We start from the raw sequence: 22,413 nt of genomic DNA on the forward strand, positions 1-22,413 counted from the left end.
ACATTGCGCCTAAATATATTAAAAATAGAGTACTTGCAGGCGAAAGGGGGTTGGTTGATGAAGGCCGTTGTGGACCGGATGGGGGGAGAATTTGCCGTAATCCTGCTGGGCCGGGAAGAATACAAAATAATCCTGCCCCGCACCTACCTGCCCGAAGAAACCATGGAAAGTGACGTGCTGGATATTGCCATTAAAATTAACCGCGATTCCCCTTTAAAACGCCACAAGAAACCGGGGCAGGCAAAAGAAAAAAACAGGCCTGGGGTCCAGTGGTTTTCCCGGGCCAGTCGCGATCAATAACTAACAACTTTGGCACCGGCCAGTTTATTGGTACGGGTCCAGATTTTTAACCTTTCGGCTTCCTTGACCAGTTCATCCCGGAACATGGGATGGGCAATGGAAATCAACGCCTCTGCCCGCTCCCAGGTGGCCTTGCCCTTCAGGTTGACCATCCCGTATTCTGTTACCACGTACATGGCCGTGGCTCGGGATGTGGTTACAATCGACCCGGGAGTCAGTGTGGGCACAATGCGGGAGCGCAGTTGGCCGTTCTTATCCCGGTAGGTGGAACTGATGCAAATGAATGCCTTGCCCCCGCGGGAGAGGAAAGCCCCTTCGACAAAATCCACCTGCCCGCCGGTACCGCTGATGTGCCTGATGCCGGCAGATTCGGAACAAACCTGGCCGTAAAGGTCGATCTCCACCGCATTGTTGATGGATACGACTTTATCATTTTGGGCAATGACCTGAGGTGAGTTGGTATAATCAACGGGATAACTGGCCACGGCCGGGTTATTGTGCAGGAACTCGTATAGCTTCTTGCTGCCCATGGCAAAGGTAAACACCATTTTATACTTGTCGATGTTCTTGCGCCTTCCCGTAACCTTGCCGGTCAGATACATGTCCATCATGGCATCCACCATCATCTCCGTGTGAATGCCCAGATCCTTTAAATCAGACCCGGCAATCAACTTCCCCACCGCATTGGGCATCCCACCGATACCCAGCTGGATGCAGGAACCGTCCTCAATGTTTTCTACAATCTGCATGGCAATTTTTTCGTCAACTTCTGTTATCTTCGGCTGGGCTAACTCCGGAACGGGCCAGTTGCTGCTCTCCACGATATAATCGACCCTGGAGATATGAATGCACTCCTGGTTCCCGCCCGGGCAGCGGGGCATGTTCTTGTTGACTTCTACAATGACCACCTTGGCCCGCTCAATGGCCGCCATGGTGGACGAGTTATTTAAACCAAAGTTAAAGAAGCCGTGTTCGTCCATGGGCGTTACCGCCAGCATACACACATCCACATGCGCGTACTTCCGGTAGTAGGTGGGCATCTCCCGGAAGAGCATGGGGATATAATAACACAATTCCTGGTCGTGCAGCTTCCGGTCTATAGCGCTGAAGTGCCAGTTGTTGTAGATAAAATGTTCCCGGTAGGGGTCCACCTGCACTACTTTGGGAACCCCCGCCGCCCGGGTTACCGCCCGGATCTTAACATCGTACAGTTCCTTTTTACGCCTGGCCAGTGCGGCGTCCAGATCCACCACCTGCCCGGCAAATTGCCCGTATTCCACCCAGTCGCCGGATTTAATCACCTTAACCGCTTCATCGGCACTGACCAGTTTTCTTTTGTACTCCTCCCAGTAGCTCACCTTTTATACCTCCCTGCCCTTTATCCCCTTCCACTCTCTCCCCTAACCAAGGAAAAGTCCTTGATGACGATCTCACGCACTAAAAACTTCTCCTTTCCCCCGAAGCAGTTTTTGCCAGGTCCCTTGAAAAAGTCCTTCACCAGCAGGAAACGCCGCACATAAACCGGGAAGAAGATTTTGGTTGTTGTTAGAGCAAAAGGCATACCAGTGGATATACCTGAATTGTCGCTCGTTTAAAACTTTATTTTATTTGATTTTTCCATGGATTTTGACTAACGGCTGCCAGCGGCCAGATTGTATACAGTGTAGACAGTTGTCATTTGACATGCCACTTTCTTCGACTTTATGCAGCCTGCCGCCGGGGCGGGAAGCGGACTCCGCCAACATTTTGCCCGGCCAAGAAGGATCGAACCCGCAAGAAGCATAATCAATATTGATGCTAACAAAATAAGTTAAGGTGATAGACATGGACTTCACTTTCCTGACCCCGCCGTTAGTCCGTTTCGGCCGGGGCTGCATAACCGAACTGGGCAAAGAAACCAAAAGGCTAGGAAACCGGGCCCTGCTGGTTACCGGCAGGAGCTTTTTAAAGCAAAGCGGCATACTGGACAGGCTGCTGGGCATTTTAGAGGAGGCGGGGGTAAGCACCGTCATCTATGACGGTGTATCTCCCGAGCCACTGGTAGACATGGCCGAAGAAGCCCGGGAATTGTTGTACCGGGAAGGGTGCAATGTGGTTATCGGCGCCGGAGGAGGCAGTGCCCTGGACACGGCCAAGTCGGTGGCCGCTCTGGCGGGGGCTCCGGGGCGGGTTGCCGAGTACCTGAACGGCAAAAGAATAGACGGCGCCGCCTTACCGTGGGTGGCGGTACCCACCACAGCCGGCACCGGTTCCGAAGCCACCCCGACGGCTGTGTTCACCGACCCGGCGCGTGACGTCAAAACCAGCATGAGAGGCCGGCAGTTCATGGCCGCGGCCGTTTTAGTGGACCCGGAACTAACCTTAACCGCGCCTCCCCACATCACGGCGCACAGCGGTATGGACGCCCTGACCCAGGCCATCGAAAGCCTGACCTCCCGTTTCGCCACACCCCTTACCAAATCCTTAAGCCTTCAGGCGGCAGAGCTGATCATATCCTGCCTGCCCCGGGCGGTGGAAAACGGGCAGGACATAGAAGCCAGAGAAAACCTGGCCCTGGGCAGTCTGATGGCCGGGATCGCCCTGGCCAACGCCCGCCTGGGGGTGGTGCACGGGTTGGCGCACCCCGTGGGACACCGTTGCCAAAGAGCCCACGGCCTGGTATGTGCCGTCTTGCTGCCCCCGGTTATGGAATTTAACTTGCCGGTGGCGGCGGGGGATTACGCCCTCCTGGCCCGGCGCCTGGACCTGCCCGGCGACAATGATACGGAAAAGGCCCGGGCCCTGGTAACACTGGTGCGCAACCTGAACCAGCGCCTGGGAATACCTTCCCGACTCAAGGCCCTCGGGCTAAAAGCAGACGACATACCGGTCATGGCCGAACAGGCGCTGCCTTCCGGCTCAACCAAGGCCAATCCACGCCCTGTTTCCCGGGAAGACCTGGAGGGTATATTGGACAACGCCCTGTAAGCCAATCCACTGCCCAGAATGCACGAAATCTTGCCGTTAACGGTAACACAAATTGGCCCCCGGCAAATCGGGGGCCATCTACCGTTTAAGAAAAGCCGGGGGACTTTCCCCCGGGCCTTTATTTTAACAGGCGCTTGAGCATTATTTCAGTGGCCGCCCTTTCCAGACGGTCGTCCAGGGGAGCAAGTTCTGCGGGCAAACCCCGGCGGCGCAATGCCAGGGAGATGAGGTGATCCGTAAGCCGGGGGTTCTTGGGCAGCAGGGGACCGTGGAGGTAGGAGCAAAAGACATTCTTGTAACGAGCCCCCTCGGTGCCGTCCTCCCCGTTGTTGCCGTAGCCCACCAGCACCCGGCCCAGCGGGGAGATCTGCCCCAGGAAAGTGCGACCGGCATGGTTTTCAAATCCGGTCACCCGCACCCGTTCCCCGTCGATCTCCAGCTCTACGACCACGTTGCCAATCATCCTCTTCCGCCCGGCCTCCGTATAGAAGTCTAAAAGACCCAGGCCGGGAATCACGTGGCCTTCCAGGGTGCGGTAATATTTGCCCAGCAACTGGTAGCCGCCGCAGATGGCCAGAACCACCAGCCCCTCCTCCGCCGCCGCATGCAAAAGCTCCCGGCGATTTTCCAGGTCTTTGGCCATCAGGTTTTGTTCCCGGTCGGAACCCCCGCCCAGGAAAAGAAAATCCATTTCCCGGAAGTCAACCGGGTCCCCCAGGTTAATGCGGTGCACCTCCACTTCAATCCCGCGCCACTGGCAGCGGCGAACATAGGCCATCACGTTACCCCGGTCGCCATAGAGATTTAACAGGTCAGGATACAGATGGCAGACTTTCAACACGACTTTCCCTCTTTGCATAACCACTTAAAATCCTTTCCAGGGGCCACAGGGCCGTATAGGTAGCCAAAAGATAGGCCGTGGTGCCGGAACCATTTAAAACGTGTTCTACGGCCCGGTGCATATTCTCGACCACAATCCTGTCAAGGGGCACCCCGGCATATTTCAGCCTGACGGCCATTTCCGCTCCCCTTTGCCCGGTACAGACCAGGGAGTTCAAACGGTGGTGGTGCTCCTCCAGAACCTCAAAGTCCACGTCCCACAACCAGGAGATGTCCCGGCCGTCGGCATCGTTGTCATTGATGGCAATGAGCACATCCACCGGGCCGGGGAGGGACAGCAAAGCGCCCAACCCTTCGTTAAACCCGGTGGGGTTTTTGACCAGGTTTAAGAGCACCGGCTTATCCCGGTAGCGGAATCTTTCCATGCGGCCGGTGGCCGGGGTGTAACCCGCCAGGGCGCGGATTATCACTTCCGGCTCCACGCCCAGGGAAAGGCCGGCCGAAAAAGCCGCCAGGCCGTTGTAGAGGTTATACAACCCGGGCACGGGAATAACCAGTTCATAGTAGCCGGCGGGTGAACGCAGGCGGACACTTACCCTGTGATCTCCCTGGGAAACCTCCGTTCCCTCCACATCGGCGAAAGGCCGGGAAAAGCCGCAGCCGGGACAACGGTAATTACCCAGCTGGCTGTAATGATAGTAGGCATAGAATAGCTCCCGCCCGCAATGGGGGCAGAAGCGCCCTTCCCGGGCGGCGGCGGAAAGGGAAGTCACCTGCCGGTGTTCCCCCAGGCCATAATAAAATGCCTCTTTCCCGGTGGAGGCAGCCAGAGGGGCTACCAGGGGGTCATCGGCATTTAACACCAGCCTGGTCCCCGGCAACTGAACCAGGGCTTCACGGATGAGGGATATGGTTTTGTCCAGTTCCCCGTAGCGATCCAGCTGGTCCCGGAAAAAGTTGGTGATCACCACTATGCTTGGATGTACCTGGCGGGTAACCCGCGGAAAAGAGGCCTCGTCCACCTCCAGGAGGGCGTAGTCGCAGTCCACCTGGCCTAAAAGAGATGCGGCCTTTAAAAAAGCGGTGGTAACGCCGGTAATCAGGTTGGCCCCCTCGGTGTTGACCACCACCCGGTAACCGGCCTCCCTGACCACCCGGGCAATCATGTTGTTCGTGGTGGTCTTGCCGTTGGTGCCGGTGACCATGACCACGCCCCGGCGGGCCTGCCGGGCCAGGCAGCCCAGGATGCCGGGACAGATTTTCAAGGCCACCATACCGGGCAGGGAGGAGCCTTTACCCCGTCCCAGCAGGCGAACAAGCCACATGATTACTTTAGCAACCAGTATGGCAAGGATCAGACGCAAGTGAAAAGCCAAGTCTTTCCTGCACCCCTTGTTAGAGGAAATACAGTGATTCCGGTTGGATGCGGCGCTGTCCCCGCTCACTCCAGTGCTTCGCGCCGACAGCACCGCGGCTCGCTTCAGCCGGCTCTGGCTCTCTGCGGATTGCCCGCCACTAACATTCTTCGTCGTTACCTTTTAAAATAATATGTCTTAAAAGTCTTCTTCCTGGTAGTTCATCATGCGTCCTCGAGAGCCGAGCCGGCAACCTCGCTTCACCGGGTGCTGTTACCGGCGCTTCGCAAGTCGTTCGCTCCGGACAGCGCCGCATCCTCGTCATAACGGTTTTACTAAATATTTACGAGGAAATAATACGCCACGCCGTCCTTCTTCTCTACTTTCACCCGGCCTTCTTCCACCAGTACGTCCAGGTGGGCCTGGACTTCTGAAAGTCCCAAAAAGATGTTGAACCCTTTTAAATCGGGATACAGGAGCCGGGAAAGCTCAAAGGCGGTGCGCCGCCCGTACTTCCGTAACAGATCCACCAGGGCGTCAAAACGGGCCTGGTGCTGTTCCCGCACCATGGCCACCACCTGCCGGTAGTCGTCTATGACTTCCCCGTGCCCCGGCCAGACCCGCCTTATGTCCATGGACGTCAGCCTGTCCAGCCCCTGCAGGTAGTGGCGCAGGCTGGGTGCCCGGCGATCGGGGTGAACCGGATCGGGCTCCAGAAATGGGTTAGGGGTAATGCGGGGCAGCAAAAAGTCCCCGGAAATAAGGCTCTTTCCCGCCGGGTCATAAAAACAAAGGTGGCCGGTGGCATGGCCGGGTAAATGGAGCGCCTTTAAGCTCCCCCGCTCGAAGGGTATTTCCACTCCGTCGGTCGTGGTTATAGCACCCCCGGGCGGCACAAAGGGCCTGGGGAGCTTATCCCCGTCCTTGAGAACTTCCGCTATGATCTCCGCCGGGGTACCGGCTTCCTGGATAAAGGGCATCCTCTCCTCGATAAAATCGTTTTTGCCGCTCAGTTTCTTCAAATCATAGGGATGAATATATATCTTTGCCCCCGTCAGGGAGTGTATCCAGTGGGCCAGGCCGCTGTGATCGGAATGGAAATGGGTCAGCAGAATCCGTTCAATTTCGGCCAGGGGAACACCCAAACGGTTCAGTTCTTTCTGCAATACTTCCCTGGCCTCGCCGGTATCGGGCCCCGGGTCCACCAGGGTATAGGGTCGTGAAGCGATGAGATAGGCATTGACCGGTCCCACCGCGTAAGGGGTGGGCACCACTATCCTGTGTAACGGTAACAATCAACAACTCCCCTTTAGTAGAAGTGGTCCCATGACAATTGCCTGCCATTGGCGGAAAGAAAACATTTACAGTTTATTATACCACAGCTTAACCGGCTGGCCATAATAATAAAAGCACCTCTTGTCTAGAGGCGCTTAGACCCGGTGTCCTGCCAAAATATCTTTCAGTAAGGCTGCCGCCTGTTCCACCGTATAGGGCACGGTTTTGAGCTGCAATTCGGGCAGGGAGCGAAAAATTTGCGCCACCAGGGGGAAGCGCAGGTTGGCCTGGCGGATTATATCCTCCCGGACCAGCAATGACGGGTCACCCTGGGCCAGGGTGCGGCCGTTTTTTATGATAATCACCCGGTCCGCCCAGCTGGCCGCCATATCCACGTCGTGGGTGGCCACCAGGATGGTGGCACCCCGGCGGTGCAACCGGTCCAGAATATCCAGCAATGTATCCTTGCCCTGGGGATCAAGGTAGGCCATGGGCTCGTCCAGGACGATAATTTCCGGCCCCATGGCCAGAACCCCGGCGATAGCCACCCGCTTTTTCTGCCCGTAGCTGAGGTGGTAAGGCGGTTTGTCCCGGTATGCTTCCATCTGCACTGCCGCCAGGGCCTCCTGCACCCGCCGTTCGACCTCTGTGGCGGACAGGCCCATATTCACCGGGCCGAAGGCCACGTCCTCCCCTACGGTGGAAGAAAAAACCTGATCATCGGGATCCTGAAACACCAGGCCCACCCGGCTTTTGATCTCCCTGGCCGTGCGGGCGTTGACCTCCTGCCCCATGATCCGCACCTTTCCCCGCTGGGGCAGGTAAAGGCCGTTTAAATGCAGCAAGAGGGTGGACTTACCCGCTCCATTGGGCCCCAAAAGGGCCACCCGGCTTCCTTCGGGTATAGAAAGGGAAAGGCCCTGCAGGGCCCTGGTGCCGTCCCGGTAGGTATAGTGCAGGTCCTCTACTTCAATGACAGCAGCCAAATATGTCCCCCCAGTTCAAAAAGACGCAATCCTATGGCCACGGACAGGATGAAAGCACCCCACGCCAGATCCCACCCTCCGGGAGGAGGAAGCACCCTTTTGCGGTTCTCCCCGGAATAGCCGCGGGCCAGCATGGCGTGATAAATCCTCTCCCCCCGTTCCCAGGACCGGATAAACAGGACCGCTATGGTTTGCCCCAGGGTGCGAAAGGTGTGCCGGTGGAAAAGATGCCTGCCCGGCACAAACCCCCGGGCCGTGCGTGCGGTGTTCATCCGCCGCAGCTCATCGCCTACCACATATATATAGCGGATGCTAAACTCTATCAACTGGATGAAAACAGCCGGTACCCGAAAGAAGGATAGCGCTTCCAGCACATGGCGCAGGCCGGTTGTGGCCATCAGGAAATTTACGGCTAAAACCGCAGCAAAAACCCGCAGGGAAAGCATAAGGGCGTGCTGCCACCCTTCCCTGGTAGCGGTTAAGGTTAGTATTCCCCACTCCCAGCGCCAGAAGGGCTCACCCGGGATGATGAAGGGGAACAGGAAAATCATTACGCCAGCAAAGGGCAGCAACCACAACAGGCGACTGACCAGTTGACGCAGGTGCAGACGGGCCGCTGCCGTAAGCACCAGCAGAAAGCCCGCCGCCAGAGCCAGACATGTCCGGGAGGTAAGCATGGTCGACAGGGCAATAAAGCCCACCACCGCCACCACCTTGACCCGGGGATCCAGCCTGTGCATGAACGACCCGGAGTGCCCGCCGGGTTGAAGAAAATGGTCCATCACCTGTGACACGTCAACACTTCCCTTCCAGCCCCACAGAAACTCACAGAAAAAGACCATGTGGTAATACGCCTGTCTTTCCGGGCAGGCCGCTGCCTCCATGGCCTTCTTTATCTTATGTAATTTTAAAAAAGTTCACGATTTGGAAACCATGGGATCTCCTTGACCCCGTTTAGTTAATTATACCGCCGGCAACCCCTTCTGTTCAAGTATTTTTATAGACCCGGGTTTGTCCCGGGGGATGTTCACTCCAGCCAGCGACAGTGAAATAAGGTCCTGCGGGCGTCAGGAACGCCCCTTCCCGGCATTTCCCTTCGGCCGGACAAAAACCCGGCTCACAAGATACATGGCCCCAAACACCAGCAGTGTGCCCACCAGGCCGGCCAGGGAAGTGGCCAGGCCTTCACTGGCAATGCCGGGAAAAACGTAGTCGGGCATCAGGGCATGGATCAGTTCTTTCCCCTCGGCCAGGTGCAGGAATCCCTTGTCCTCGGCCACCCGCTCCAACCCGTCCGGGCTGGGAGAGGCAAAGGGAGAAAGAAAGGCGGCAATGGCCAGGGCAACCAGAAGGCCCCAGATTAAATTCTTCCTGTTCATAACTGCTCACCTCCCGCAAAACTCTTCTGCCCGGACTGCTCCAGCCCCCACAACCGGGAAACGAAGGAAACCACCACCACGGTAATCAGACCCTCGCCGATACCGATCAGAGCGTGCCACCCCAGCATGGCCGGCAGGACCACTGCCAGGGGTACAGTACCGGAGAAGGCAATTTCCAGGCTGCATGCCAGTGCCGCAGCCATTACCGACAGCCAGGCCGCCAGGAAGGTAGCTGCAGTGCGGCCGGCATTACCCTTGAACAGGCCGCCCACCAGCCGGTAAGTACCATAAGCCACCCACGGAGCGATTACCGCCATATTCAATACGTTCGCCCCCAGGGCGGTCAGGCCGCCGTCGTAAAAGAAAAGCATTTGAATAACCAGTACCGTGGTCAAAATCAAGCCGGCACTCCATGGACCCAGCAGAATTGCAGCCAGGGCTCCTCCCAAAAGGTGGCCCGAGGTGCCGCCGGCCACCGGGAAATTAATCATCTGGGCGGCAAAGATAAAGGCCGCCATCACTCCCAGGGCCGGCACCTGCCGGTCCTCCAGCACTTTCCTGGTGTTCGAAACCGCCGCAGCCAAAGCCCCGGCGCTAAGCGCACTGGCCCCCACCCAGATCTTGGGATCCAAAAATCCGTCGGGAATATGCACAACAACCGCCTCCTCCTGTTTCGATAATTTCAACCTTCGCAGCCTTATAATCACCAGGGGAACAAAAATGACCACGCTGGCCCTCCCCTGGAAGAGACCTCCGTGGTCACCATTGTACCGTAATGCTGTTGTCCTTTTGAGCCGGCTGTAACGGGCACCTCCTTGATGCCCTTTTTCCAGAAAGCCGTTATCTTATGTAGTATTCTGCAGGCCGGGTTGAAATCCTGCCGGCCAGCTAAAATTTTATCTCCACTCCATTTTTCTCCCATATAACGCCGGTACCAATCACGCCAGTTCCAGGCGGACCCGGCTGCCCGGGCCCCCGGGCCGGGCCGGCTCGACTACCAGGCGGCGGGGCAGGCGGCTTTTCAACTGGGGCAGGTGGCTGATCAGTCCGATGGCCACCCGTTCCAGGGGCAGGCGCTCCAGGGTATCCATCACCGCCTCCAGGCACTGCTCGTCCAGGGAACCGAAACCCTCATCCAGGAAAAAGAACTCCAGGGGAGCCCGGCCCCGCCGTTGAATCTGGTCCGACAGGGCCAGGGCCAGGGCCAGGGAAACCAGGAAGGTTTCCCCGCCCGAAAGGGTGGAAACAGGCCGTTTAAGGCCGCCGTTACCCTCGTCCCGGAGAATGAACCCTCCCTGCCCGTCCAGTTCCAGAGCATAGCGGTAGCCGGTGAGCCGGCCCAGCCGCTCTGTGGCCAGGGTAACCAGGTTCTCCAGCCGCCGGCGGGCCAGAAACTCCACCAGCGCCCTGCCCCGCAGAAGCCCTTCCAGCTCCCGCAGGAGTGCAGCGCGCCGGACCAGCTGCTGCCGCTCCCCTTCCAGGACAGCCCACCGCTGCTGGTTTTCCTGCAGCTTTTGCAGCAGCACCCCCGCCGCCCCTTCCTGCTGCTGGGCCATACCCAGGGCTTCTTCCGCGGCCCGTAACTCTTCCTGCAGCCGATGCCACTCTTCCTCGTCCACACGCATGCCTTTCAGGCGGGCCTCCACTTCCTGCAGCCCCTTCAGCAGCACCTGTTCCTCCTGGCGGTGTTTCTTCACCTGACTGGTTAATTCCTCCCGCTCCTGCGGGTCCAGCAGGGCGTCTTTAGCCTCGGCGGGACCGGCGAAATGGTTCTCCCGTGCCAACCGTTCCAGACGCCGGCACAGGTCCTCCAGCCGCTCCTGCAGGGCGGCACAGGTCTGTTCTTCGCCCTTCAGTTCCAGCCGGACCCGCTGGAAGGCCTCAGCTGCCTTCTGGTTTTCTTCCTCCGCCCGGGCCACCGCCCCCTGCAGCAGGGACAGCTCTTTCTGCACCTGCTCCAGGGCCTCCTGCACCCGCAAACCGCCGGTAAGTTCGTGCAACTCCGCCTGGAGCCGCCGGATCTGTTCTGCCCTGCCCGCCAGGGTGGCTTTCAGGGCCCCCTTTTGAACCACCAGATCCCGCAGGTCATCTTTGAGCTGCTGAAGTCGCCCGGCCAGATCTTTCAACTCCGCCTCCAGCCCTGTTATCTCGTCCTGGCAGCGCCGGTGTTTTTGCTGCTTTTCCTTTAAAGCATCCCAGTACCCCGGGACCTGGTCCGGGTCCGCCAGGCCCAGCACCTCCAGAAGCAGCCGGAGTTTTTCCCTGACCGTCTGCTGCTCCGCCCCTTTTTCCCCCAGGTGCCGGCAGAGGACGTCGATCTGCCGGGCCAGGCCTGCCCGGTCGGACTGCAGGCGGGCGAGGGCGGGCCTCTGCTCATCCAGCCGGCGGCGCAGTTCCTCTTTCCGGTCCAGGGCTTCTTTTAAGTGCTGCTGCCAGTCGCGCCAGGCCCGCTGCTGCTCCTGATATGCCTGCTCCGCCCTTTGCAGCCGGACCGGGAGATCCTGCACCGGCACCCCCTGCCATTCTGCCGGCAGCTCACCCCGCAAACGTTTGCCCTCCGCCCCAACCTGCTCCTTTTCTTCCGCCAGCTGCTCCTCCCGGAGCTTTAACGACGCAATCTCCGTTTCCAGCTGGACGATTTTCTTTTCACACTCCTGCCACTCATCCCGCCGCCGCGCCTGCTCCTCCTCTGCGGCTTCCACCGCCTCCTCATAGGGGGTGAGTTCCGTCCCCGCAGGGGAGGCGGGCGAGGGGTGGTGAGGCGAGCCGCAGACCGGACAGGCCCGCCCCGCCTCCAGCGTCCGGGCCAGGGCGGCGGCCATATTCCTGTGCCGGGCTTCCTCCAGTTCCCGCCGGGCCCGTTCCAGGGCCTTACCTGCCTCATCCAGGGCCTGCTGCAGAATTGCCGCCTTCTGCCTCCAGACTTCCCGCTGGCGCTCGAGCGATTCCAGCCGCTCCCTGACCTGCCGGTGTTCCTCCTGGAGCTTCTGGTACCGGGCGGCCAGTTCCTGCAGCGCCTCGATCCGGTGCCTGAGGTCCTGTATTTCACCAGCCCGCTTTTCCAGGTACCCCTCCGGTACGGGCGGGTTTCCCTGCAGGTGCTCCAAACCTTCTTCATGCCGCTTCAGCTCACGTTCCAGCCCCTGCACTTCCCGGGCCAGTTCCGTCTCCCGCTGCTGCAACGCGGCAAGCTCGCGACCCGCTTCTTCCCGCTCCCCCTCCATCTTTTTTATTTCCCGGCCCAGACGGGACAGCTCCCGGTACAGGTCCAGGGCACAGCGAGCCTGCTCGACCTCCTCCAGGGTAACCTGGAACTGTTCCCGCAGTTTCTGCAGTTCGGCCAGCCGCTGCTCCCCCAGGGCCAGCCGGGAAGCAAGTTCTTCCTGCTGCTTCCCCAGGTCCTGCCCGGCCAGCTCCCACCGGTCCAATTGTTTTTGATCCCTGGCTTGCTGCTCCAGCCAGGTGTCCAGCTCCTTTTCCTGCTCCCGGGCCTGTTCCAGCCGCGCCTGTTGCCTTAAAAGGGCCGGCCCCCTTTCCTCCCACTGCCGCCGCACCCGCCCGGCCTCTTCCTCCGCCGCCCGGGCCCCTTCCTCCTGCCTGTGCAGTTCTTCCTGTAACGCCCGCAGTCCTTCCCGGCGCTTCTCCAGGTCTTTTTCCAGGCGCCCGTACTCTTCCAGCAATCCGCGCAGGGTTTCGGCCCGGGCCGCCCGCTCCAGGCGTTCCTCGGTCCAGCGTACCTGCGCTTCCGCCGCCTGGAGTTCCTGCAACCGGCGCTGCAGGTTGGCCCGCTGTTCCTGGGCCTGGCGGATCTCGCGGGCCTCCTCCAGGCGCCTGCGGATCGCCTGCAGGTTTCGTTCCGCCTCCCGGCGGGCCGCCTGGTTCTTTTCCAGAGCCTGACGGGCCCTCTCCAGGGCCTGGGGTGAACAGTCGCCCAGACCCCTCTGCTCCGCCTCTACTCTGTCCAGGCCTGCCTGCACTTTGGCCCCGGCATCGCCTACCCGTCTCTTTAACTGCTCGCCGAACCGGTCGAGTTCAAAAATGCGCTCCAGCATCTGATTCCGGTCCGCCGGCCGCAGGGCCAGAAACTCGGCAAAGCGGCCCTGGGGCAGGACCACCGCCCGGGTGAAGTCGTCCGCGGTGAGCCCCAGCAGCCCTTGAACCTCTGTTTTCACCTGGTCGGCTCCATCCGCCAGTACCCTTTCCCCATCCGGGTCAATGCGCACCAGCCGGCATTCCCGGGTATGGGCGCCAAAATCGCCGCTTTTGCGCAGCACCCGCTCCACCCGGTAGCGGCACCGCCCCTCACCCCGGCCCACTTCAAAGGTGAATGCCACCCGGGCCTGTTCGCTCTGCTGGTTGATGATTCCCTCCCTGCCCCGGCTGGCCCGCTTCACCTCCCCGAAGAGGGCCAGGGTAACCGCATCCAGGATGGTGGACTTGCCGCTCCCGGTGGGACCGAAAATGCCGAAAATCCCCCGCTCGCACAGAGCGTTGAAGTCCACCACCTCTTCCTGGCGGTAACTGTGCAACCCGGCCAGGCGCAGCTCAACCGGCCTCAACTTCGTCCCCCCTTTCCCCTGCCGTGGCTTCCACCAGTTCCAGGAAAATATGCACCAGATCGGTGTGCGGCTCGCCGCCCCCGGTCTGCTGGCGGTAAAAAAGCTTAAAAAGCTCGTCCAGGGGCAGAGCGTCCACATCCGGGGTTCCGGCAGACTCCCCTTCCTGATCCGGCAGGACCGTCCTGATGTCGATGATCCCCGGCCGCATCTCCCGCAGCTGCTCCACCTGTTCCCGGGTAAGGGGAGCTGCCGCGTGGACTTCCAGGTCAATCCAGGCCCGCTCATCCCGCCCGGCCCGGCACCAGGCCAGTACTTCCTCGTACCCCCCGGTGGCCCGCCAGCGCACCAGGGGCCGGCCGGAGTTCAGGGTTATTTCCCGGAAATGCACCGGCCGGCCCGGGAAGGCCTCCACCAGGACGACGCCTTTGGCCTGGCCGGTCTCGGAAAAGCTGTAGGCCAGGGGCGAACCGCTGTACCGGCAGGGGACGGGTGCACCAACCACTTCCTGGGGCCGGTGCAGGTGCCCCAGGGCCACGTACTGTACCTCCCGCGGAAAGGCACCCGGATCCACGCTGTAGGCCCCACCCAGGGACAGGGTGCGCTCGGAGTCACTGATCTGCCCGCCGTACATATAAAGGTGACTGACGGCCAGGTTTACCGCCCCCGGGCGGCAGGAACCGGCCAGTTGCTTTAAGAAGGCCGCTACCCGCCGGGAATAAGCCGCCTGGCGCTCCACCGCTTCCTCCAGGGATGGGGTGAGCAACTCACCCAGCCGGGCCTCGGACGGGTAGGGCAGGGCCAGAATCACCGCCGGGCAGGGCCAGCCGGGCCCCTGGAGCACCAGGCAGGAGGGGCCGGATTCCAGCACGCCCGGCCCCAAAGGCGGCACATCTCCCGGGCGGCCCAGGATATACACTCCCTGGCGGGCCGCCAGGGGTACCGGTGCAGCCAGGCGCTCGGGCTGGTCGTGATTGCCCGCGATCACCACCACCTGCCGCCCGTCCACTGCCAGTCGGGAAAGGGCGTCAAAGTACAGTTCCTCGGCCCTGGCCGGGGGGTTTTCGGTGTCGAAGACGTCCCCGGCCAGCAAAACCAGGTGCACCCCCTCGTCCCTGGCCAGAAGGGCGATCTCCTCGATAAACTGCTCCTGCTCATCCCAGCGCCGGTGGCCGCCAATGGTTTTCCCCAGGTGCCAGTCCGAGGTATGTAATATGCGCAGGGCCTTATCCAAGTTAAATCCCCCTTCAAACCGCCACCGCCCGGTTGAGGGCGAAGAAGTAGATGTACTTTTCCAGAACCGGCCTGGCCAGGATTTTTACCGCCGCCCGGCTGTAGAGATCGAGTTGAATGCGGTAGCGGCGCACCGCGTCCCCCAGGCCTTCTTCCGTCAACCGGTCAGTCTTGTAATCGATGATCACCAGGCCGTTTTCTTCCACCAACAGGCAGTCAATGACCCCCTGGAGGAGGATGAACTCTCCCGGCGGCACTTTATCGCTTAACTCCGGGTAAAGCTCCGGCACCTCCAGGCCCAGGGTAAAGGGCACCTCCCGCCAGAGTCGACCGTCTCTTGCGGCGGTTAGTACCCTTTTGCCCAGGTCTGTCCGCCAGAAGCGGGCGATCTCCGCCGGGCGGACCAGCTGCAGTTCTTCCGGGCGCAGGATTTCCCGCTCCACCAGCCGGTCCAGGTGCCGGCGCACCCCCGCCTCATCCGGGAGATCTTCCAGCTCCAGGCTCTGCATTACCAAGTGCACCACCCGGCCCCGTTCGGCCCCGCTCATATGCTCTCCCGTGTAAAAGGCGGGCAGGTCGAATCCGGGGGGTAATTCCTCCGTCCCCGTTTCCTCTTCACCGGAACGCTTCTCCAGCAAACCTTCCCCGGGTATTTCCCCGCTCATCCGCTCCTCCAGCTCCTCCTGCCGGTGCCGCCACTCAGTAACTGTGACCTTGGAAGGCAGGTGCGAGAGCTCCCGGTGGGGACAGGTCCAGAACAGCCGCCGCCTGAGCTCACCGGTATCCACCAGTTCCGCCGCCCCACCCGGCCAGTTTTCTTCCTGCTGCTGCAACCAGTCTTCGGGCAACGGTTCCAGCCGCTCAAGCCACCGGGTCCAGGATGGATCCCCGGTGACTTCAGCACCGGGGCCGCCTCTTGCCCACAGCCCCTCCAGGGCCGCCGCCGGCCACAGGTGCACCTGCCAGCACCCGGTCCCGGCATTCATCACCGTTTCCTCACCGCAGGAAAACCCGGCCAGGGCCGGATGGCTCCACAGGGCCGGGCCCAGCCAGTCTAAAGCCGACCTGGCTCCGGCCTGCAGCGAAATGCTCAAGGGCCCTTCCGGCGGCACCGCCGCCACCCTGCTCCGCCAGTTATCCACCTGCCTTTCCAGATTGCGCACGGCGGTAGCCAGGATCAGGCGCTCCCGGGCCCTGGTCAGGGCCACGTACAACAGGCGCATCTCCTCGGCCAGAGCCTCCAGCCGCAGGCGCTGCCGGATCACCCGGTGCAGGACGGTGGGGTAGCGCACCCCCCGCTCCAGATCCACCACCACCGGACCACATCCCAGTCGCCGGTGCAGCAGGAAGCTTTCGGAAAGATCCTGCAGGTTAAACCGGCGGCCCAGGCCGGTCACCACCACCACCGGGAACTCCAGGCCCTTGGCCTTGTGGACGCTCATGATCCGGACCACGTTTTCATTTTCGCCCAGGGAGCGGGCGGCATCCATGTCCCCGCCCTCATCCCGGATCTGTTCTATAAAGCGCAGGAAGCGGAAAAGCCCCCGGTAGATGGTCCCCTCGAAACGCCGGGCCCGATCCACCAGTGCCCGCAGGTTGGCCTGGCGCACCACGCCGCCGGGCATGGCCCCCACCAGGTCGTAGTAGCCGGTCTGGCGGTACAGTTCCTCCAGCAGTTCCGCGGGCGGCAGGCGGCGGGCCAGGTCCCGCCACCCCTGGAGCCTTTTTAGAAAGCAGCGCAGGCGTTCCGCAAGCTCCGGAGCCACCCCCGGCGGCCCCTCTGCGGCCTGCTGCACGGCGGTGTAAAAGTCGCCTTCCGGGCAGGCCAGGCGGATTTCCGCCAGCCGCGCCGCATCCAGCCCCACCAGGGGCGACCGGAGCACCGCCGCCAGGGGAATATCCCGGCAGGGGTTGTCGATCACCTGGAGGGTGGAGAGTACGGTTTCCACCTCCGGGGCGTCGAAGTAGCCGCCTGCGCCGTCCGCGAAGGCCGGTACCCCCAGGCGGCGGAACTCCTCCAGGAATACTCCCACCCGGCCCTTGAGGGAGCGCATCAGCACCACCACATCCCGCCAGGTGACCGGGCGGTATTCCTTTTCTTCCCGGTCGTAGACCCAAAAATTCTCTTTGAGCACCAGCCGGTGAACCCGCTCCGCCACCCAGCGGGCCTCCAGGCGGGCCAGGTCCAGTTCATCCAGCTCCGGTTGCCCGTTTTCTTCCCGGCCGGTTGTATCCCCGGCCTCATCCCCTTCCGGAGCCCTGAAATCCAGCAGGTGAATCTCCACCGGACCACCTGCCTTCCCTGCCGCGCAATCCGGATAGCCGGCTCCGGGTTGAAGGCGGGCACGCTCATCGTAATCCAGCTCCCCCACCCGCCGGGTCATCAGCCGTTCGAAAAGATAGTTGACCGTCTCCAGGATCTCATGCCGGCTGCGGAAGTTTGCCCGCAGCATCAGGCGCCAGCCCGGCCCGGATTCCTGCCCGGAAGCCAGATCCGCAAACTGGTGATAGCGGTGCAAAAAAACCGTGGGGTCCGCCAGCCGGAAGCGGTAAATGCTCTGCTTGACATCACCCACCAGAAAGCGGTTATCCTCCCGGGAAACCAGTTCTAAAAGGGCCTCCTGGACCCCGTTGATATCCTGGTACTCATCCACCAGCACTTCTGCGAAGTACTCACGGCACTCCGCAGCCACGGGGGAAGGAAGAAGTGGAGCCCCAGGGTCCTGTGGAATTTCTCCGCCCCACGGAGATCCCTCCCCGTTTTGGGCCAGGACGGCCAGGGCATAGTGCTCCAGGTCGGCAAAGTCGGCCACGGCACGCTCCAGCTTGGCCCGCCGGTAGGCCTCCCCAAACCGGAGCACCACCGTCACCAGCGCCTGCACCAGGGGGGCAACCCGGGCCAAATCACCAATCATATCCACCGGTGAACGGGAGAAATACTCATTAAACAGGACCTGCAACCGCTTTTTGACATGGTCCCGCAGTTTTTTCACCCGTTCTTTAATTTCATCTACCGCCTCTCCCCCGGCCGTTCTGGGCAGGGCCGGCCACTTTTGACCTTCTTTCAGGGCCAGCTGCAGGTTTTCAAAGGAGCCTTCCACCAGCTCCAGCCAGCCCCGCACCCTGGCCAGGTCTTTCTCCAGCACCGCCGTGTATTGCTGCGGCCCGCCGGGGCCGGAGGCCAGGCGCCGGGCCTCTTCCAGGCTGTCCAGCCAGTCCTCCAGTTCCAGGCGGATTATTTCCCGCCACTGCCCGTGCCAGGGCTGCTCTTCCCAGGAACGGCCCCCAGCTCCGGCCAGGGAGTCAGCCAGCCAGTTCAGCCAGGCGCGGGGCCGGGGCAGGCTCATGGCAAAATCGTACAGGCGCAGAACCAGCTCGATCAGTTCCCGGTCGTCGCCGTGGCGGCCCGCCAGGGCCCGGGCCAGGTAGAGGAAGGGGGCTTCGGGCGGCGAGTCCCGGTGCTCCTCGTAACATTCCTCCAGAACCTCTTCCAGAACCTCCAGGCGTAAAAGAGACGCCTCGTTCTCATCCATCACCCGGAAGCCCGGATCCAGCCCCAGCAGGTAGAAGTGGCGCCGCACCACCTCGCCGCAAAAGGAGTGCAGGGTGCCGATGGAGGCCCGGGGGACCAGGAAAAGCTGGCGTAAGACCCGGGGGCTGGCCGGCCGTTCCTGCAGGGCCCGGTTCAGGGCGGCGCTCACCCGCTGGCGCATCTCCCCCGCCGCCGCGTCGGTAAAGGTAACCACCAGCAGCCGGTCCAGATCCACCGGATTCTTTTCGTCCAGCAGGTGCCGGATGATCCGCTCCACCAGCACCGCGGTCTTACCCGATCCGGCGGCGGCCGAAACCAGCAGGTTCCCTCCCCGGGTGGTGATGGCTTTTTGCTGCTCCTCAGTCCAGCGAGTAGAGGACAAGGCCTTTTCCCTCCTCCCGAACAGCCTCCGCCTGAAGACGCTGCCTCAGCTCTTTGGGGTCTGTAACCAGATTCCGGTAGCAGTTTTCCGGCAGCCACAGGTCAAAACGGCATACCGCGCGGTAGATGCAGGACGTACAGGCGCTGTCCCGGCCCATTTTTAAGGGAGCAATGTCCACCCGGCCGTCGATAATACCCCTGCCGATCTTCCTCAGCAGCTCGCCCAGGCTGTTCAAGAGTACCCGGAACTCGCCGGGCGTAAAAATGGAGGCGGCATTTTGCCGGGAGAGGCTGCCGTCCTTATTCAACCCGGCGGGCACCAGGAGGGATGTCGTCCCTGCCGCAAGGCTGCGGTCAAGCAAGGAATATAAATCCACGCCGTGATCCACCAGCCAGCCGGACAGCTTGAATGTTTTCAGCCACTCCCGGTCCAGTTCCTCCGGCGGCAGGTCCGGCTGGGCCAGGTTCAGGATGGGCCGCTGCACCTGGAAATAAAAAGCACCCGCCGGCTGCAGCTGCTGATGGTAGCGGCGGCAAAGAGCGGCAAAGTGCTCCAGGGCCACCCATAGATAGACCAGGAGCTGGAGCTGTACCCCTGCCAGCACCCCGGGGAGACTGAGCCTGCTGGGACCGGATTTATAGTCGATCACCCGCAGGTATAGCCCATCCATGCCCCGCCCCAGATCCACCCGGTCGATGCGCCCCCCAAGGCTCAATATTATCCCCTCGCCCAGATCTACCTCCAGGGGCGGCAGGAACAGATGGGGCCAGAAAGGTAAGGCAGACATCTCCGTCCCCGGAACATCAGAGGGCACATCCCGCCCCCGGGGGCCGAAATATACCTCCAGGGCCGTAGGGCGAAAACCGCTCTTTTGCATCTGCCGTACCAGCGCCCGGGCCGAATCGTTCACCCGCTCCAGCAGCCGTGCTTTTTGCTGGCGCAGCCGGGCGCTTGAGAGCAGAATGCGGTTTTGCAGCCGGGAAGCCAGGCTATCCACCAGTTCCGCGCATATGCGGTGTACATCCTCTTCCCCCAGCTCCTCCCAGGGAGGGCCACTTCTCTGCACCCGCTCCACGAACAGGTGCAGGGCCTCGTGGTACAGCTGTCCCGTATCCGGCGGGGCCAGCCGGTATACCGCCCGCTCCTCCAGCCCCAGGCCGTGGGCCAGGAAATGGGCGAAGGGACACTGGACGAACCGTTCCAGGCGGGAGACGCTGCTGAAAAGCACGTGTTTTTTCCGCTCCCGCCGACCCCATAGTCTCAGGCCCAGTTCGCGCCCCAGGGGAGGCTCCACATTGCGCCCCGTCAGGCCCGCCGTTAAAATGGAAAGCTTGTCCCGCCACCCTTCCTTTTCCAGCAGCAGGTTATGCACCCGCCACCACAGGGGATGAACGGGGCGGCCCCAGGATGCTTCCCGCCAGCGCAGGGCCAGGCGGGGAAGCAACCCTGCCGGGTGTTCCACGTATTCCACGTCTGCCGCGCCGCCCGGCGGCTCCACCGGCAGGAACCGCGGCCGTAAATCCGGCAGTAGCTCCCGCACCCGGCGAATCACTGGCGAGGGAGTTACGGCCCGTCCCTCGCCATCCCCCAGAGGATAGCTCAAGAACAGCTTACCGCCCGTGCGTGTCAGAACCTGGTAAATCAGAAATTGCTCCTGGTGCAGCCGGTCGACGGTACCGGCCGGCAGCTCCAGGTTCCTGTCACGCAGCCACATGGTTAGCTGCTCCCGTTCTCGTTCGGTGAACACCCCGCCGGTACGAATATGTGCGGGCAGGGTTCCCTCGGTCAGGCCGGGTAAAAAGAGGGCCCGCACATCCCGGGGCGGCCGGGAGCGGTCCAGGCTGCCCACGGTCACCGCATCGAGCGCCGGGGGGATCAGGGAAAGGCGCATGGCCTCAAGACCCGCATCCAGCACACTGGACAGCTCCGCCGCGGAAAGCTCCACTTTACCCAGCACTTCCACCAGCTCGTCCAGCAGGCCGCTCACCAGCCGCCAGACCTGGCGGTGTTCCCGGGCCAGGTCCGGCTGCCCTGCCTCCTGCGCGGCCCGGCTCCACTCATCCAGCTTCCGGGGTATTTCCAGCTCAAGGCACAGCTCCAGCAGGATCCGGGCCCACTGCTGGCCGGAAAGGCGCACGGCGCGGCCGGATGCGGTTTCCCGCGCTTTTATCTGGGCGGACCGCAATTCTCTGATCGCCCGCCAGCGAATGCGGTTGATCTCTTCCAGTTCCGGCGGCGGGGGCGCCTGCTGCTGCCCGTCCTCGCTCCAGGTGCGGCCGGGCAGGTAGTTCCAGGGCTCCTGGCCGTACCAGCGGCTGCCCCGGATCCCGGCGCCCAGGACATAGTTTTCCAGCCGGTCCACTTCCCCGGCATTCACCCGGGCCAGTCCCGTCTTTAGAAAGCGGAACACGGGCTCGTAGGTCCAGTTTTTCTGCCATACCTCCAGGGCCGAACGCAGCAACTCCACCAGGGGGTGGTGGATCACCGGCTGCTGGTGGTCGATAAAAAAGGGGATCTCGTAGTCCGCCAGCATCCTCCGGAACAGGGGGAAATAAGCATCCACGTCCCGTACGGCCACCATGATCTGCCGGGGACGCAGGCCCTCCTCCCGCAGCAGCCGCCGGATGGCCCGGGTCACCCCCTCCACCTCGGCCCGCAGGTTCACCCCGGCCAGCAGGCATACCTTATTTACAGTTCCGGTATAGGGAACGGTGGGATAGCTGAAAAAGTGGCGCTCCAGGTGAGCCAGTTCCGGGGCCTGGGCTAGGCGCCAGGTACCATCGGGTTGGAGAAACTCCTCCCGCACCGCCACGCTGGCCTTGCGGGCTAAACGCAAAAGGCGCGCCCGCGTTTCCCAGGGTTTGACAAAGGGATCGTGCTCCTGCGGGCGCCCGGTGGCCAGGGCCGGATCAAGGCAAAGAGTTACGGTTATTTCCCGGGCTTTAGAAAAAAGCGCCTCTAATACCGCGTATTCCTGCGGGGTAAAGGAAGAAAAGCCGTCCACCCATACCCGGCAGTTGTTCAAAAAAGCGGCGCTGGAAAGGCGTTGGGCCAGCAGGTCCAGGTAATCATCAGGATCGGTAAACCGCCCGGCCAGCTTTTCTCCCAGCCGCCGGTAAACCAGGCACAGGTCTTTGAGCTTTTGCCCCAGCTGGCCATCCTTGTCGGACGCCAGTTCCCCCAGGGCTTCCGGAGCAATCCGGTGCATTTTCAGTTCGCCGATCAATTCGGATAAAGAAGCAAGAAAACCCGGCCGGTTGGCCAGGGAACCCATAAGGCCAAGGTTTTCCTTTTCTTCCATCAGGATATTTTTAAGCATCATCCGCCGCCCCAGTTCGCTAACGGGGAGGCGGGCCGCACCGCCCGCCTCCCGCAGCACCCGGTGGGCCAGGCGGCGAAAGCTGTACACCTGGGCCCGCAGGCTCCCTCCCCGGGCGGCCAGTTCCCGCTCCGTGTTAAAAGTGGCCTGGGCCGGAACAATTAGAAGCAAAAGGGGGCCCAGGGGTTCCCTTTCCAGCTCCGCGCAAACTTCCATCAGGCAGCGGCGGGTCTTGCCCGTCCCCGCCCGCCCCAGTAAAAGACGCAAGCTCATCCCTTATCCCTTCTTT

Annotated in this window: 14 protein-coding genes; 2 read left to right on the plus strand and 12 right to left on the minus strand. The window is 61.7% G+C overall.

Going from position 1 to position 22,413, the window contains the following annotated elements; genetic code table 11:
- Positions 1–57 precede the first annotated feature (57 nt).
- A complete protein-coding gene (locus tag D7024_RS11840) occupies positions 58–300 on the plus strand; it encodes a DUF3006 domain-containing protein (protein ID WP_165859355.1) in 243 nt (80 codons plus the stop codon).
- On the opposite strand, the gene D7024_RS11845 is transcribed toward D7024_RS11840, so the two are convergent.
- Positions 294–1,658 (minus strand): acetyl-CoA hydrolase/transferase family protein, encoded by a 1,365-nt coding sequence (locus D7024_RS11845; RefSeq protein WP_121451993.1) that lies wholly within the window; start codon positions 1,656–1,658, stop codon positions 294–296. The genes D7024_RS11840 and D7024_RS11845 overlap by 7 nt on opposite strands.
- Positions 1,659–2,124: 466 nt before the next feature.
- Here D7024_RS11845 and D7024_RS11855 point away from each other — a divergent pair, with 466 nt between their 5' ends.
- Positions 2,125–3,267, plus strand: coding sequence for an iron-containing alcohol dehydrogenase family protein (locus D7024_RS11855; protein WP_121451995.1), 1,143 nt, complete (start codon positions 2,125–2,127; stop codon positions 3,265–3,267).
- A 118-nt stretch (positions 3,268–3,385) separates the two neighbouring features.
- Here the strand turns inward: D7024_RS11855 and D7024_RS11860 are convergent, their stop codons facing one another.
- The 11 genes from D7024_RS11860 to addB form a co-directional block, all read right to left on the minus strand.
- The gene (locus D7024_RS11860) at positions 3,386–4,108 is read right to left on the minus strand and encodes a type 1 glutamine amidotransferase (protein ID WP_121451996.1); all 723 of its coding nucleotides are present in this window, start codon (positions 4,106–4,108) and stop codon (positions 3,386–3,388) included.
- Entirely contained in the window at positions 4,080–5,483 is a 1,404-nt protein-coding gene (locus D7024_RS11865; protein ID WP_243113772.1) for a Mur ligase family protein, read from the minus strand. Before D7024_RS11865 ends, D7024_RS11860 begins: the two co-directional genes overlap by 29 nt.
- Positions 5,484–5,797: 314 nt before the next feature.
- The gene (locus tag D7024_RS11870; protein WP_121451997.1) at positions 5,798–6,757 is read right to left on the minus strand and encodes an MBL fold metallo-hydrolase; all 960 of its coding nucleotides are present in this window, start codon (positions 6,755–6,757) and stop codon (positions 5,798–5,800) included.
- A gap of 135 nt (positions 6,758–6,892) precedes the next feature.
- Positions 6,893–7,723: an ATP-binding cassette domain-containing protein gene (locus tag D7024_RS11875; protein ID WP_121451998.1), complete on the minus strand. Its 831-nt coding sequence runs from the start codon at positions 7,721–7,723 to the stop codon at positions 6,893–6,895.
- Entirely contained in the window at positions 7,702–8,607 is a 906-nt protein-coding gene (cbiQ, locus tag D7024_RS11880; RefSeq protein WP_121451999.1) for a cobalt ECF transporter T component CbiQ, read from the minus strand. The genes D7024_RS11875 and cbiQ overlap by 22 nt, the downstream gene beginning before the upstream one ends.
- Before the next feature lie 183 nt (positions 8,608–8,790).
- Positions 8,791–9,102, minus strand: coding sequence for a PDGLE domain-containing protein (locus tag D7024_RS11885; RefSeq protein ID WP_121452000.1), 312 nt, complete (start codon positions 9,100–9,102; stop codon positions 8,791–8,793).
- On the minus strand, positions 9,099–9,755 hold the full coding sequence (locus D7024_RS11890) for an energy-coupling factor ABC transporter permease (RefSeq protein WP_121452564.1): 657 nt from the start codon (positions 9,753–9,755) through the stop codon (positions 9,099–9,101). The genes D7024_RS11885 and D7024_RS11890 overlap by 4 nt, the downstream gene beginning before the upstream one ends.
- 285 nt (positions 9,756–10,040) lie before the next feature.
- Entirely contained in the window at positions 10,041–13,661 is a 3,621-nt protein-coding gene (locus tag D7024_RS11895) for an AAA family ATPase (RefSeq protein ID WP_165859356.1), read from the minus strand.
- Positions 13,648–14,892: an exonuclease SbcCD subunit D gene (locus tag D7024_RS11900; RefSeq protein WP_121452002.1), complete on the minus strand. Its 1,245-nt coding sequence runs from the start codon at positions 14,890–14,892 to the stop codon at positions 13,648–13,650. Before D7024_RS11900 ends, D7024_RS11895 begins: the two co-directional genes overlap by 14 nt.
- Before the next feature lie 13 nt (positions 14,893–14,905).
- Complete coding sequence (addA, locus tag D7024_RS11905; protein WP_121452003.1) at positions 14,906–18,805, minus strand: helicase-exonuclease AddAB subunit AddA; 3,900 nt, start codon at positions 18,803–18,805, stop codon at positions 14,906–14,908.
- Positions 18,783–22,397: a helicase-exonuclease AddAB subunit AddB gene (gene addB / locus D7024_RS11910; protein ID WP_121452004.1), complete on the minus strand. Its 3,615-nt coding sequence runs from the start codon at positions 22,395–22,397 to the stop codon at positions 18,783–18,785. Before addB ends, addA begins: the two co-directional genes overlap by 23 nt.
- Positions 22,398–22,413: the final 16 nt, after the last annotated feature.

Source organism: Desulfofundulus salinus, from assembly GCF_003627965.1.
GTDB lineage: Bacteria > Bacillota > Desulfotomaculia > Desulfotomaculales > Desulfovirgulaceae > Desulfofundulus > Desulfofundulus salinus.